This is a genomic window from Olsenella sp. oral taxon 807 (assembly GCF_001189515.2).
Lineage (GTDB): Bacteria > Actinomycetota > Coriobacteriia > Coriobacteriales > Atopobiaceae > Olsenella_F.
This window is the reverse complement of the sequence record NZ_CP012069.2, coordinates 32,677-47,239: the sequence shown is the minus strand read 5'-3', so window position 1 is coordinate 47,239 and position 14,563 is coordinate 32,677. Positions and strand designations below refer to the sequence as shown.

Below are 14,563 nucleotides of genomic sequence, written 5' to 3'. Positions count from 1 at the left end.
TCGATCTTTACGAGAGCAAAGCTCCCGCAGCTCGTCTAGCGGTAGCTCGCCCAGCTACATCTCGGACAGCTCTCTCACCCTTGCCTCAGCCCTCCCCTCCGCCGGGGACCGGCCCACCCCTCGCGGAGAGCCATGCTTCCCTCGAGAGGCAGGTTATATGCTCCGTTCGCAGCACGCCCTCCAATGCGCAGGGGACGTTCTCCGCCGTGTGGTGGTAGCAAAACCCGCACTTCTCCTGCACCCGCCTCGACTTCACGTTCCCCTCGAAGTAGCCGCACCATATCCTCTCGAGGCCGAGACCTTCGAAGCCGTGCCGCACCATCTCGCGGACCGCCTCGGGGATGAGGCCCCGGCCCCAATACGGAACGCCGATCCAGTACCCGATCTCACCCTCCGTGTCGGGGATGCTGATGTTGCTCGCCCCGCCGCGCATCAGCCCGATGCTGCCGACCGGTCGCCCCGTCTCCTTGAGGACCACGGCGTAGTTCTCCGGCGCGGAAAGCACCCCCCTGATGATCTCTCGGCTGTACTCCACGCTCGCATGGACGGCCCATCCGGCGATCGGCCCCACGTCGGGATGGCTCGCGTACCTGTACAGGTCCTCCGCATCGCCCTCCTCCCAGGGGCGCAGGACCAGCCGTCTTGTCTCAAGGGTCATCCACGGGCCTCCGATCTACGATGTCCCTGCAGCGCTTTGATGGCTCGGGAAAACGCCCCTCCTCCATGCCTGGCTCCCTGACGGCCTTCCACGGCGCGGCCGCAGCCCTCGGCCTCTCGCGGCATACGCCAGTCGCCCCATTCCGCGCGGGAAGGCTTGACGAACTTGTTCCGCTAGAGCGCGAGCCTATCATAGCCCCTGGGAAACATCATCGTGGGCGAGAATGGCACGCCGTCGGCCACCCCATGGGGAAAGCGCGCGGTGTCGTCCGTGAGAATTCCACGCGAGAACCCGTGCCGTACGACGTAGAGCGGGCCCTCCCACACATCGGGTGGCATGTAGGGGCGCGGTCGATCATTTCGTTGGTGGGTCCGCGCAGACGAAAGAGATTCCTGGTGTTCGATCATCGCATTGTCGAACAGTGAAATACCGCCTATTTAACCCTAGATGACGCTAATTGTAGAACTACAGCTCCAGGCCGAGGACGTCACGGTCGAATTCCCTGACGTCGATTGACGAGGGCACCTTCACCCCGAGCGCCTTGTAGTACTCGCGGACCTGCCTCGACGGCGTCTCGACCACGACCCTGCCGTCGGCGTTGGTGTAGCAGGACAGCGACCTGGCCTTGCCCCATACCTCGGTGAGGGAGACGTCGGCCCCGGCGAGCGCCTTGCGCATCCTGAGCACCACGATGGTGCCGATGATGTCGGCGAGGATCTTGCCGCGCACGGTGAGGTCGCTCCACTTGCGCAGCGGCAGCAGGCCCAGGTAGTCCTTGCTGGTCTTGAAGACGCCCTCGATCTCGGTGCGGCAGAAGTACTCGTCCAGGATCTCGCGGGGCGTCGCGACCTTGGTGGACATCAGCACGAAGTAGCCCTGCCGCACGGTCTCCCAGTCCTTCTCGGCGAGCGACATCCCGTCGAACCTCTCCTGGTTCTTGTCCAGCCACCTGGCGAAGCGCGGCGTGGCGTTGGTCTGGTCCACGTAGACGTAGCAGTGCAGCCTCACGCCCTGCACCTCGACGTCGCGCCTCCTGGCGAAGTAGAGGTGGCCGGAGCGCGTGATCGCGTACTTGCCCTTGCCGATCAGAGAGCGGACGCCCCGCCAGAGCTCGCGGTACGGGTACCCCCTCCTCGCCGGCATCCTGACCAGCACGTCCCTCTCGCCCTCGGAGAAGGCCTCGAGCAGCTCGCGCGACGCGTAGCCCGCGTCGAGGACCGCGGTTACGACCTCGATGCCGAGCGTGGCGAGGACGTCGCCCATCACGGTCTTTATGGTCGAGAGGTCAAGTACGTTGCCGGGCACGACCTCGTACCAGACGGGCAGCCCCGTCGTCTCGTCGAGCACGAGCGCGAGGCGCATCTGGACCGCCGCGCCCCTCAGCCCGTGGCTGCAGAGGGCGTTGAGCGGGTTGTCGACCGCGTCGTTCGGGAGCGGGGTGGAGTCCACGTAGCATGCGCGGCCGAAGCCGGGCTTCGTCCTCCTCATGAGCCTGGCGAACGCCCTGAAGAACGCGACCTTCGCCCCGTCGGCGCCCATCGCCGAGAAGAACGCCGTGTCCGATCTCAGCGACGCGGGCGGCACGCCCGGCAGCGCCAGAGCCGCGAAGGACCTGGCCACCATGTTGTCGCAGGTCTCGCGGCTCCCGTCCCGCACCACGCCGTGCGTGACGTGGGCGAGGGCGCGCTGGTAGGACCGGTCGTCGGGGAGCGCCTCCCTGAGGCACCCCGCGACCCCATCGGCGCCCAGGAACGACAGCAGCAGGTGCTCGGGGCCGAGCTCCAGGTGCCGCGGCGGCTCGGGGAACGCGCCCGTGTTCGCCAGCCGCTCGTCGCCCTTGGCCACCGGCGCGAATCCGTCGGCGTCCGCGTCGTACTCCACCAGGCCGCGCGTCGGTGACGCGAACACGCCCGAGCGCCTGTCGTCCGCGAGCCAGACGACCTTGCCCAGCCTCTCGCGCACCGCCTGCGCCGAGTGGTACTTGGCGCCGCGCACGTACGACGTGTCGACCACGGCGGCGGACCCGCTCCTGATTGCGCCGGACTCGTCCCTGACCAGCTTCTGCACCTTTATGAACGGCATCCCGGTCGCCTCCCGTGCCACACAGGAAGTAGTAAGTAGCACTACATATAATATAGCACAAGAGAGGCCCCTTGGGGCCTCGACCTGCGATTTTCTCGATTTTCTTTGGTTTGATCAGGCGGTAGTTCTACAATCAGAAAGAACTAGGGTTTAAGAGGCTCTTCGGGGGTTAGTGTGGGTTGACGCCTCGGCGAATCGCGTCGCAATAGCGTACACAAGTGCCCCACTCTGCACCCGGCGACTCACGCAAAGACGCACTCTGGGGGTGTCACTCTCACGAAAAGGCGCATTTTGCGTGTGGGCCTCACCAAAGGGCGCATTCTGCATGCGAGCGGTCGCGCAGAGTGCGCTTTTCCGTGAGGGCCCGCCCCCAGAGTGCGCTTTTACGTGAGGGCCCGCCCCCAGAGTGCGCTTTTCCGTGAGGGCCCGCCCCCAGAGTGCGCTTTTACGTGAGGGCCCGCCCCCAGAATGCGCTTTTCCGTAGAGTGCGCTTTTCCTCACCTGCGCAAACGCGGAGACACCTCACGCAAAGGCGCATTCTGCGCAGACGGCCTCACGTAAAAGCGCAGTCTGCACCCGCCGTCTCACGCAAAAGCGCATTCTGCACCGGCGATGCCACCGCGACGTGACCAAAGGGCGCACTCTGGACGGGCGACGTCACGGAGAAGCGCACTTTGCGTGTGGGCCTCACCAAAAGGCGCATTCTGTATGTGATCGGTCGCGCAGAATGCACTTTGCCGTGAGGGTCCGCGTCCAGAGTGCACTTTTCCGTGAGGGTCCGCGCGCAGAATGCACTTTTCCGTAGAGTGCGCTTTTCCTCACCTGCGCAAACGTGGAGCCACCTCACGCAAAGGCGCATTCTGCGCAGACGGCCTCACGGAAAACCGCACTCTGCACCGGCGACGCCACCTCGACGTGACCAAAAGGCGTATTCTGGACGGGCGACGTCACGGAGAAGCGCACTTTGCGTGTGGGCCTCACCAAAGGGCGCACTCTGCATGCGAGCGGTGGTTGCGCCGAGAGCCTGTTTTCGCCGATCTGTGTACACTCCTGCATACCCACGGCCGCTCGCGCGACCGGGCGGGGCCACGGGTCCCACGACATCGACGGCCCCATAGCCCTCGTGATGCTCAGGTGCCCGGACCTGAGGTCCATGCCACCGGGGCGGTGACGCAACCATCCGCCCACACGAGCTCACGAAGCCTCATTTAAGAGGGGCTGTAGCGCTCAGCGAGATTGACGGCCCATGTGCTCGCGTCACACCCGCAACCATCCGCTCAGGCTCAAGCTTTCTGGCTCGCAATGTGGCTGCAGAGGGCTAGCTCGAGAAGGACGACCAGATCTGGCGACAGAAGCTTGGCCACCAGCCCCTCGACGTACGCCTTTGCGCGCGTCGAGCCCCTTGATGTCGCTGCCAAGCCGCAATGCAAAGACTTGCATCCGAGTAACGCCCCCCTTGCATTCATTGTGTCACAGACTGGTCGTCAACGATCCAGATGCCGGCCCGAGCGCTGCCTCGCCTTGAAAGAATGCCTTCCTCTTTCAGCTTTGCGACCATGCGCTCGGCGCTCCTCTTCGAGCAACCGAGGCTTTCCGCGAGCTGGGAGACGTTACCGTTGCCGTGCTCCCTGAAGAAGTCGAGCGCCCTGGACCGAGCAAGCTCCTTCTCGCTTGCGGGCTTGGAGAACGGCAGGATCGAGTCCCTGATCACCCCCAACATGAACTCGACGAACTGTTCGCCCGACCCGCTGGCGTCGGATTTCGCCAAAGCCTCGTAATAGCCCGCTTGGCGCTGTCTGATTGTGCTCTCGATTGGAAGCCATGCGAGCACGGGCCTCCATCTCGACAAGAGAAGCGTGTGCCACAGCCTCCCCGTCCTTCCGTTGCCGTCGAAGAAGGGGTGGCAGAACTCGAACTCGAAGTGAAAGACACAGGAGGCGAGCAAAGGGTGCATGCTCGTCTCTCTCAGCCAGCCGAAGATGCCCGCCATCACCTCGGGCACGTAGGCCGCCAGGGTGCCCGCGTGTATGAGGACGCCGCCGTCGAACACGCCGACGTTACCGCTGCGAAAGCGGCCCGCCTCGGGGACCAGACCCCCCATCATCGTTCGATGCGCCCTCAGCAGGTCGTCGATAGAGTATGGATCCAGTTCGGGGATGAGGTCGTAGGCACGCTTGGCGTTTTTGACCTCAAGGATGTCGCGACTGTCGCCGAGGACGTGCTTCCCGTCGAGGATGGCGGTCACGGTTCTCTCATCGAGCTTGTTCCCCTCGATCATGAGGGAGGAGTGAATCGTCTTTATCCTGAGCTCCCGATGCAGGGTGAGGCTTTTCGCCAGCGGCGCCTGCGGGGACAGCATGCCCACAAGCTCTGCGATCTCCATGCAGAGCGAGTCAATCGCGTCGTTTCGTTGGAACGGCGGCTCGTATGCCATGGTCGTCCGTCCTTTCAATACCGCCATAATTATACCGCCAATGGCGGCAAAGCCGCTCCGACTGCTCCCAGGGAATGCTCAAAGCGGCGTAATGGATGAGACTGCTTACCACTAAGCCTAAGATGCATGAGATGGACGTATTCCCACTCAATTGCCGAAAAACCCAATGCCGCGAACTTAACGAGCCCTCTGGCCAGCCGATCTATAACCTGCGACAACATTGCTTGGCAGCAAGAGACTGAGCTCAAAGTAAGAACTTGGATCACTTAAAAACTGTTTCAGCGCCTCTTCCTTGGGTTCTGTATCTCGGACATCGTGTTGGCAATCATGCCTGCGGTTTCCCTTGGGTTTTCAATGTCGACAAGGAGCATGGCCTTGGCGCCCTCATAGGGGATTTGCTTTGACGAGAAAGCGGCGCGGGCCGTAGGCGTGTCCTTGAGCAAGAGCCTGTCGTCGTAGACTCCTCCGAAAAGCACGCCTTCGCTGTACGGGAGGTATTCGCCCATCATCTTACGATGGGCGATTACAGGGACGTCCCACAGCAGGTCGAGGACGAATTCGGGGTATCTTCGCCGCTTGCCATAGCAGATTTGGTCCTCCCAGGCTGTCTCGTGCGGGCTCCAGGTCACGCCATCTGCCAAGCCGGCAAGCACAGGGCCGAGAAGCCTGTGTGCAAGCTCGACTGATGCGTCAATGCTTTGAAGCGAATCGGGCAGACTCGTCTGGGAGTACAGCTTCTCGAACTGCCGCCCATGAGACGCTTCCCATTCATCTGGAATGCTGAACGTCTCAGGCCGGCAGAGCGATGCCACGCACGGCACCTTCCCGCTGCACGCGTCGCAACTCGCATCGCAGCGCGCGTCGCAACAGTGTACACAAATGGCCCAATCCGGTGCGGAGAGGCCCGATCCTCCCATTTGTGTACACTATTGTAATCCCAAGGCCACCCACAACCCAAGCCCACGGCGCAACAGTGTACACAAATGGCCCAGAACGACGCCGAGAGGCCGTTTCAACCGATCTGTGTACACTCCTGCATACCCACGGCCGCCCGCACGGCCGGGCGGGGCCACGGGTCCCACGACATCGACGGCCCCATGGCCCCCGTGATGCCAAAGCGCTCGGACCTGAGACCCACGCCACCGGGGCGGTGACGCAACCACCCACACGAACTCACGAAGCCTCAGTTTTGGTCCAAGATCCCCACCGCAGTCCCTTCTGGGCAGTGCTTATTGAACCAAAGCACCGGCCGCGCGTCAGCGCCCGAGCAGCGCCACCTGCGCCCGCAGGCGCAGCGCCTCGTCGGCCGGGTCGTAGGCGTCGAGGAGCCGGCGGCCGAGGCGCAGCAGGCGCCCGTCGAAGCTGGCGCCGGCCTCCCCGGAGGCGACGCCGGCCGCCCGCGGGCCGAGGCGCGCCGAGAGGGCGGGCGAGAGCCAGTTGGCCCAGTGGACGGCGGTGGGCAGGCCCCCCTCGAGCGAGGGCGGGTCGGGCAGGGGCCCGGCCTGGGACCACACGCAGCCCCACGTCGCCCCCATGGCCCCCGCCGTCGCCGAGAGGGCGCGGACGAGCACGTCGGCGGCGGCCTCCCCGCGCAGGTCGAGCTGGCACGGCAGGATGACGTCGAGCGAGTCGCCGCGGGGGCCGAACGCCCCCTGGAACTCGAGCTCCCCGGCCCGGCGCGTCCCGGAGCGCAGGCTCAGCAGGCGCGCCCGCCCGTCGCCCCACCCGAGGCGGCCCGGGTGCATGGCGGGCCACTCGGGGCGGCCCAGGTGCAGGGCGGGCCCCCAGAGGCCCTCCCCCAGTGGCCTCCAGTGCGCGTAGGAGAAGGGCCGCGCGTCCGGCGGGTCGAAGACGGGCGGGCGGAACGCCGGACGCATGCCCGCCGGCAGGGTCGCGGACAGGGCGGCCACGGCGCGCCGGGCGCGCCGCGTGCGGCTCCCCCTTCCGGGGGGCGCCTCGACGCGAAGGCCGCGCCACAGGGGCTGCGAGCCCGGGGGCCTCCACGGCGAGGGCAGGAGCCCGGCGTCCGCGAGCGCGGAGAGGTCGGCGTCGCCTATGTCCCTGAGGACCAGGCCGCAGACCCTCCCCGAGCCGAGGAGCAGCGAGGCGCGGGGCCCGAGCGCATAGGCCTCCGGCGAGCCGCGCATGCCCTCACGCTCGACCATGAGGTCGCGCCCCGAGAGGCGCAGGCGGAAGAGGATGTTGTGGCCCTCGATGAGCCCGAGCCGGGGGCCGTCCGCCAGGCGGCGCAGGCCCTCGAGGCCGCGCAGCCTGACCCCGCGCCCCGGAGAGAGCGCCTGCGGGGGCAGGGGCCCCGGGAGCGCGGCCAGGACGTCGGGGAAGCACGTCACGTACCTCACGCTCCCGTCCACGGCGCTCGCCCCGAGCTCGAGCAGGCCGAGGAAGGGCGCGTACTCCCCCTCCCGGAGCGGCTGCCCGCCGTGCAGCTCGTAGCACACCATCGAGCGGTCGCTGCCCCACCCCTCGGCCTCCACGCCGACGAGCACGAAGCCCTCGCCCATGTACCTGACGGAGCCCACGTAGCGGTCCCCGAGCCCCGGCACCGCCCTCACCCTCATGTCGCATCGCCCCCCGCCCTGCTGTCCGGGCCGCCCGCGACGCCGACGCGGCCCGCCCCGGGCGTTTCCCCGACACGAAACAGTGTACACAAACCGGAAGAGACAGGGCATTTGGGCGACTTCCATGCGTTTGCGCACACTATCGTCCCGCTGGGCGCACCGCGCGGGCGTCCGCCGCTCAGAACAGCCCCAGCGGGACCCAGCACTGCTCGAGGAGAGCCACGTGGGACGACCTGCCGCGGGGGATGTCGGCGCCGTCCGGGGTGCCCTGGGCCGTCTCCAGCCAAGGCACGGCGGCGGGGTCGAGGCCCGCGTCGAAGAGCAGGTTGAACACGGTGGCCCCCGCCGCCCCCTCGACCGTGGGGGCGCGGCCGGGGACGTAGGCCACGGCGCTGCCGAAGGGGACGCGCTCGTAGCCCAGGGACCCGAGCGCCTCGCAGGCCGCGGCGAACGCGGCGGCGTGGGGGCCCGCCCCGACGGCGTCGGTCAGGCGGGTGCCCGTGCGCGACATGGTGACCTCCCGCTCGCAGAACAGGAAGCACCACGGGGCCGACGGGGACACCCAGGCGAGCAGGTCGGTGCGCTCCGAGCAGCGCCAGTCGGCGTCCGAGGACCCCAGCCTGGCGCGCAGGCCCGCGCCGGGCCCCGAGCCCCCGAGCGAGACCCGCGCCCCGGGCAGCGCCCGCGAGAGGGCCTCGGCGGCCCGGGCGGCGGCGTAGTCGGGGGCGAGCGGGGCGGGCGAGCCCTCCCCGGCGAGGTCGGCGGCCAGGCGCCGCCATGCGCCGGCCGACAGGGTGAGCGGGTTGTACCGACCTGGCCGGGACGGGCCGTCGGGGCCCTCCGGGGGTACCTCGTCCGCAGGCGCCTGCGCGGGCCACGGGAGAGGCGCCTCACCGACGAGCGGGGGCGTCCGCCACTCGGGCATGAGGAGCATGCGCTCCGGCCGGCCGAAGCCTATCGCGGAGCCGTCGGGGTTCCCGAGCTCGCTGTAGATCTGGGACACGGCAGCCGGGTCGAACAGCTCGCTGAACAGGCAGCCGTAGGCGCTCGCCTCCCCCACCGCCTTGAACGCGAGGTCGGCGTCGGGGACCGTCGCCATGGCCTCGCCGAAGGGGACGCGCTCGTAGCCGAGGGACCCGAGCGCCCCGCACGCGGCGGCGAGCTCGGCGGCGTGCGGGCCCGCGCCCACGGCCCTGCCGGCCCAGGTGTCGTGGGCGCGGACGTGGACGTCGCGCTCGCAGAAGAGGCAGCACCACGGTCCGAGCAGGCTCGCGTAGCCCTTGAGGGAGTCCATCTCGCCGCCGAGCGCGTCGACGAGCTCCACGTCCTCGTCCAGCAGGTCGTCCCGGTAGGTGAGCGGGGCCTCGAAGCCGATCCCACGCTCGCCGCGCTCGTCCCAGCCCGACACGTGCAGGCCGGGGAGCGCCGCGCGCAGGGCCGCGACCACCCTCACCGCCTCGCGGCGCCTCCCCGGGTCGCAGCGCCTGCGGCAGAGCTTCCTCTTGGCGATCGCCACCCCCGGCTCGTCGAGCGCCGAGGGGATGTAGCGCCTGAGGACGCCCATGATCTCCTCCCGCACGGGGGAGGGCGCCAGCCCGTCCGTCACAGCCTCCCCCTCTTCCCGTCGTCCCCCTGCCAACCCCCGGCCCCCCTGCGGACGGGACGGCGGGCTTGCCCAAGGGCTTGCCCACGGAAAGCCAGCATAGCATGAACGCAGCGCGGGTGCGTCAGAGCGCGCTACCGTACCTGCTCGTGACGCTTGGCTTGCCGTAGGGCCCCCGGCAGGGCCCGAAGAGCACGTCGAACAGCGTGGTCGGCCCCTCGTGGGGGAACTCCGGGGCCGGCGGCCCCACCGGGCGCATCGCCTGGCGCAGGGAGAGCCGTCGGTAGCCGAGCGCCCCCAGCGCCGTGCAGGCCGCGTCGGCCGCGACGCGCGGCGACCCGAAGTCCACGAGGTGGCAAACCGTCGTGTCGGCGCTGCGGAGGCGCAGGGTCCTCTGGCAGAGGGTGCAGCAGAACGGGACGAGCTCGCTCACGTGCACGTAAAGCGCCAGGCCCTCCCCGACCCCGCCGGCGACGGAGCGCCCCTCGAGGAGTGTCACCTCGAAGGCCAGCCCGGGAGGGGACCAGTCCCACCACTCGCTCACCTCAGAGGCGGGGAGCGCCTCGCGAAGCGCGTCGAGCAGTGACGCGGCGAGGCCCTCGGGGCGCTCGGGGAAGGGATCCCTCGGAACACGGCGGCCCGAGCCCACGCCGGGGCCGCCTGGAAGCCAGGGAGGGTCGGCCCCGAGCTCCGCGAGGCGGGCCATCGCCTCCGCCTCGGCGACGGCCCCGGAGAGGTCGACGGCCAGCGACACCCCGCGCACCGCCCCGACCTCGACGACCGGGGGCCAGGGGCCGCCGGGGACCGGGAGCTCCCGGGCCGCGAGCGCCTCCCGGACCAGGAGGGCGAGCGAGTCGAGGTCTGCCCGCCCCGCGAACACCCCCACGTCGGAGAGCGGGACGGGGCCGTCCGCGCCCAGGGGGGTCCCCTCCAGCCTCACGCCCCCTCCCCGGCATCGGGGTACACTATCAGGTCCGGCTCGCCGCCGTCGCCGTGCCCCAGGCGGACGGGCCGGCCCGAGCGCAGGCGCTGGCAGGCCACGCCCAGCCCATCCGGTCGGCGCGCCCGCCCCAGGAGCTCGAGCAACCCCTCGGCGTCGCCCTCGTCGTCGAGGACGATGCGGCAGGAGCCCAGCTCGACCGAGTCGAGCCCCGCCCATCCCCCCTCGGGGTCGCGGGGCGACGAGCCGTACATCCGCATGCGCGCGGCGCCGGTGGGAGGGTCTCCGCAGGGGTGCGGTCCCGGGCGGGCGGGGCCCTCGGGCGGGAAGGCGTGGTCGAGGACGACCGAGCACGCCTCGCGACCCGCCCGGCCGATCTCGAGGTCGAGGGCGGCTCCCATCTCGAGCGCGAGGCGGGCGGCGCCCGAGCCCCTGGGGACCCTGGCCCCGAACGACGCCTCGCCCCAGCCGGGGCGCCTCATGACCTCGACCTCAAGGCCATCGGGCGCGTCCGGGGCGCCGGGGCCGGAGAGGGCGAGCCCCTCCGCCCGCCCGAGCAGCTCGCAGATGGCGCCTGACCTCCCGGCGGGCACGACCGCCCCGCGCGCCTGCACGCTCGGCGACCCCGGCTGGGGCCGGCCGCGCAGGTCGGCGGCCCTGTTCCAGCAGAGGCGCCTGATGACGAGGGCGTCAGGCCCGTCCTCCCGCTCGCCCTGGTACACGCACCAGGCCCTGACGTCGCCCGACGGCTCGCCGACCACGACCCTCATGACCTGCCCGCACGCGGCGGGCTCCCTGTCCCGCTCGCGGGCGACCAGGACGTCGGCGGGCTCGCGCAGGCGGGAGGCGAAGGCGCGCCCGAGGAGGCGGGAGAGGGCCTCGGGCGCGCCGGCCCCCTCTGGGACGCGGGCGCCGCAGACGCGCTCCACCGGGCGGCCGCCCGCCCCGAGCTCGGCCCGCGCGTGCGCGGCCGCCCCCGGCGCGAGCCGCCCCGGCCCGGCGAGGGCGCGCAGGTAGGAGTCCGGCGGGCAGGCGTACTCGAACGCCACGGAGGCGGGCGGGGCGGCGGGGCGGGACAGCTCGCGGTCGATGGCCCCCATGGCGCGGAGCACGGCGCCCTCGGCCTCGGGATCCCCCACGGGCCAGCCCCAGCGCAGCAGGCGGGACGGCGCGTACGGGGCGCCGGGGGCGGCACGGCCCTCCAGCGAGAAGCCGCCCCAGTCCCCCTCGCCGCCGACGCCCCCGAAGGGGACGCCCGGGGCGGCCAGCGCCCCCTCCGCGCGGGCGAGCGCGGGCAGCAGCCTCGCCGCAGCCTCGGGGCCGAGGGGCGCGGAGTCGAGGGAGAGGTCCGGCCACAGCCCGAGCAGGTCGGCGTCCGGCCACTCGTAGCCGGTCCCCAGCGAGCGGGAGTACGCGGCGCGGCGCGCCTGGTCGGCCGCCTGGTCCCAGAGCACCCTCCTGACGAGGAGCGGCGTCACCTCCCCGGGCCGGGCGGCCTCGCCCTCCCACACGGAGTACGACAGGCTCCTGTCACCGGCGCGGCTCGCGCCGAGCCTCAGCCTCAGGCGCAGGCGGCGGCCGTCCACGACGACGCCCTCCAGGCCCTCGGCGTAGAGGAGGAACATCGCCTCGAACGCCATGAGGGAGAACATGTACGGCCGGCACTCGCTCAGGACCTCGGCCGCGTTCCAGTCCCCCTCGGACGGCCCCGCGTGCCCGCTCGCGCACCCCATGGCAGCTCCTATCGACGCGCGCCTCCCCCGACGGGTCCCGACTCCGAGCCCGGGACCCCTCCCGCCACCTGCGCTCCTTACCATACCACTCCGGCGCAAGGGGTGCGCGGGCGCAGGGGGGCACCCACCCCGGCTGCCACGCCTCCCCCGGCACGAACAGTGTACACAAACCGCAGAGAACCGAGTACTTGGTTAATTCACATGCGGTTTGTGAGGCTTCGTGAGCTCGTGTGGGTAGGTGGTTGCGTCACCGCCCCGGCGGCATGGGCCTCAGGTCCGAGCGCTCTGGCATCACGAGGGCAATGGGGCCGTCGATATCGTGGAACCCGTGGCCCCGCCCGGTCGCACGAGCGGCCGTGGGGACGCAAGAGTGTACACAGATCGGCGAAAACGGGCTCTCGGCGCAACCACCGCTCGCATGCAGAATGCGCCCTTTGGTGAGGCCCACAGGTAAAGTGCGCTTTTCCGTGACGTCGCCCGCCCAGAGTGCGCCCTTTGGTCACGTCGCGGTGGCGTCGCCGGCGCAGAGTGCGCTTTTACGTGAGGTGACGGGTGCAGAATGCGCTTTTCCGTGAGGCGGTCTGCACAGAATGCGTCTTTGCGTGAGGTGGCGGGTGCAGACTGCGCTTTTCCGTGAGGCGGTGGGCACAGACTGCGCTTTTCCGTGAGGCCATCTGCGCAGAGTGCGCCTTTCCGTGAGAGTGACACCCCCAGAGTGCGTCTTTACGTGAGTCGCCGGTTGCGGAGTGGGGCACTTGTGTACACTGTTGCGACACGATTCGCCGAGGCGTCAACCCACACTAACCCCCGAAGAGCCCGTTTTGTGTACACTTTCGCCCCGCCGTGGAAGCCCCGGCCCATGGGGTCGCGACAGGCCCGGGCAAGGAGTTCCTGCGAGCGGGCACTCTCGTTCTGGCGTCGCACCTCGCAGCCTCAGCCGCCCAGGGACCCGCCCATCGGGAGGGCGCCCCCGTCATGTCCCCCTCCTGCGCCAATGGTGCTCCTCTCCCCGGGCCTCCTCGTCGCCGGCCCGACCCCGTCGGGCGCTCGCCCGTAGCGGATGACACCACGCAGGTCACCGCACCAGAGAGGGCAAGACGCGCCCGCTATGCCGACGGGTCCGCCATGCGCTCGAGCCTGGCCCGCGCCTGGCCCGCCCTGCGTCGGTAGTCCTCGCGACCGGGGTCCGCCCGCGCGAGCGCCTCGTACGTCGAGAGCGCCTCGCGGTAGAGGGCCTCCGCCTCCCAGGAACGGTCGCGCTCCAGGAGGAGGGCCATGTTCGAACAGGCGCGGGCGAGCTCGGGCAGAAACTCGCCCGGATCGCCCGCCGCCAGATCACGCCAGAGGGAGAGGGCCTCGCGCATCGGGGCCTCGGCGTCGGCGCGGCGGCCGACGCCCTCCAGGAAGACCGCCAGGTTGTTGCAGGAGCCGGCGAGGCCTGGCAGGAACCCGCCCGGATCGCTCGCCCCAAGCTCCCGCCAGGCCGAGACGGCCCCGCGCAGGAGGCCCTCCGCCTCGCCGACGCGATCGAGCGTCCACAGGAGCTCCGCTAGGTCCGTGCGGGAGTCGGCGAGGCCGGGCAGGGCTGCGCCCGGGTCGCTCGACGCCAGGGCCTCCCAGGCAAAGATCGACTCGCGGTGGGGCGCCTCCGCCCCCGCGAGGTCGCCCGCGTCCTCCAGGAGGGAGGCCAGGTGGCCGCAGGAGTCCGCCAACCTGGGCAGGAACTCGCCCGGGTCGCCCGCCGCCAGATCACGCCAGGCGGAGATCGACTCGCGCAGCAGGTCCTCGGCCTCCCCGACGCGATCGAGCCCCTTGAGGAAGAACGCCCGGCTGTCGCAGGAGCGGGCGAGGCAAGGCAGGAACTCGGCGGGGTCGCTCGCCGCCAGATCACGCCAAGCGGAGAGGGCCTCGCGGGAGAGGGCCTCGGCCTCACCCGCGAGGCCGTCCCACTGGAGGAGCGCCGCCAGATTGTCGCAGGCGCGGGCGAGGCAGGGCAGGAACTCGGCGGGGTCGCCCGCCGCGAGGGGACGCAGGTCGGACAGCACCTCCCGAAAGAGCACCCTGGCCTCGGCGGGGTCACGCCCCATCAGGAGGAACGCCAGGTCGGCGCGGGTGCGGGCTACGTCCCCCAGAAACTCGCCCGGATGGCGCGCGTCGAGGAACTGCCAGAGGGGAAGCGCCTCGCGGTAGAGTGCCTCCGCCTCGGCGGGGTCGCGCCCTCCCAGGAGGGACGCCAGGTCGATGCAGGAGGCGGCCAGCCCGCCCAGGTGTCCGTCGTCGCCGTCCTGCGCGAGAGCGCGCGCCTCCCCCAGGCGCTCCCTCGCGTCATGCTCGCTGGGCTGTGTCACGCATCCGTCGGCGACGGAGCAAGGCCCCACTCCGGGAGCCCCTCCCACCGCGCCGCCGCGTCCATCCCTCGCTTCCATCCACCCTCCCACAGACAGCCTGTCCGGGACGCCCCAACCTATACGCGCCCCCCTCGTACCACGGTGCGGCCCGACGCCCAGTCCGTCCCCAGAGCATCTGCGGCCGAG

General features: G+C 70.3%; 9 protein-coding genes. All 9 read right to left on the bottom strand.

Translation table 11 applies throughout. From position 1 onward, the window contains the following. Window positions 1-85: 85 nt before the first annotated feature. The 9 genes from ADJ70_RS00160 to ADJ70_RS00120 all read right to left on the bottom strand — a co-directional run bounded on the left by ADJ70_RS00160 (window position 86) and on the right by ADJ70_RS00120 (window position 14,455). Window positions 86-658: a GNAT family N-acetyltransferase gene (locus ADJ70_RS00160; protein WP_050342434.1), complete on the bottom strand. Its 573-nt coding sequence runs from the start codon at window positions 656-658 to the stop codon at window positions 86-88. A 465-nt stretch (window positions 659-1,123) separates the two neighbouring features. After that, on the bottom strand, window positions 1,124-2,740 hold the full coding sequence (locus ADJ70_RS00155; RefSeq protein WP_050340583.1) for a transposase: 1,617 nt from the start codon (window positions 2,738-2,740) through the stop codon (window positions 1,124-1,126). A gap of 1,462 nt (window positions 2,741-4,202) precedes the next feature. Next, entirely contained in the window at window positions 4,203-5,174 is a 972-nt protein-coding gene (locus ADJ70_RS00150; RefSeq protein ID WP_050342432.1) for a Fic family protein, read from the bottom strand. A gap of 278 nt (window positions 5,175-5,452) precedes the next feature. Beyond that, window positions 5,453-5,986, bottom strand: coding sequence for a hypothetical protein (locus tag ADJ70_RS15160; protein WP_253273206.1), 534 nt, complete (start codon window positions 5,984-5,986; stop codon window positions 5,453-5,455). Between the two features lie 444 nt (window positions 5,987-6,430). Continuing rightward, window positions 6,431-7,753, bottom strand: a complete 1,323-nt coding sequence (locus tag ADJ70_RS00140) for a hypothetical protein (protein ID WP_050342428.1) — start codon at window positions 7,751-7,753, stop codon at window positions 6,431-6,433. Window positions 7,754-7,931: 178 nt separating this feature from the next. Further along, window positions 7,932-9,392 (bottom strand): hypothetical protein, encoded by a 1,461-nt coding sequence (locus ADJ70_RS00135; protein ID WP_157051310.1) that lies wholly within the window; start codon window positions 9,390-9,392, stop codon window positions 7,932-7,934. A gap of 88 nt (window positions 9,393-9,480) precedes the next feature. Next, a complete protein-coding gene (locus tag ADJ70_RS00130) occupies window positions 9,481-10,110 on the bottom strand; it encodes a hypothetical protein (RefSeq protein WP_157051309.1) in 630 nt (209 codons plus the stop codon). A gap of 182 nt (window positions 10,111-10,292) precedes the next feature. Then, a complete protein-coding gene (locus ADJ70_RS00125) occupies window positions 10,293-12,029 on the bottom strand; it encodes a hypothetical protein (protein WP_050342422.1) in 1,737 nt (578 codons plus the stop codon). 1,106 nt (window positions 12,030-13,135) lie between these two features. Beyond that, a complete protein-coding gene (locus tag ADJ70_RS00120; RefSeq protein WP_050342420.1) occupies window positions 13,136-14,455 on the bottom strand; it encodes a tetratricopeptide repeat protein in 1,320 nt (439 codons plus the stop codon). Window positions 14,456-14,563: the final 108 nt, after the last annotated feature.

Coding starts and splice junctions, on each gene's coding strand:
- ADJ70_RS00140 (WP_050342428.1), bottom strand. CDS start 7,753: ATGAGGGTGAGGGCGGTGCCGGGGCTCGGGGACCGCTACGTGGGCTCC.
- ADJ70_RS00150 (WP_050342432.1), bottom strand. CDS start 5,174: ATGGCATACGAGCCGCCGTTCCAACGAAACGACGCGATTGACTCGCTC.
- ADJ70_RS00160 (WP_050342434.1), bottom strand. CDS start 658: ATGACCCTTGAGACAAGACGGCTGGTCCTGCGCCCCTGGGAGGAGGGC.
- ADJ70_RS00155 (WP_050340583.1), bottom strand. CDS start 2,740: ATGCCGTTCATAAAGGTGCAGAAGCTGGTCAGGGACGAGTCCGGCGCA.
- ADJ70_RS00125 (WP_050342422.1), bottom strand. CDS start 12,029: ATGGGGTGCGCGAGCGGGCACGCGGGGCCGTCCGAGGGGGACTGGAAC.
- ADJ70_RS00120 (WP_050342420.1), bottom strand. CDS start 14,455: ATGGAAGCGAGGGATGGACGCGGCGGCGCGGTGGGAGGGGCTCCCGGA.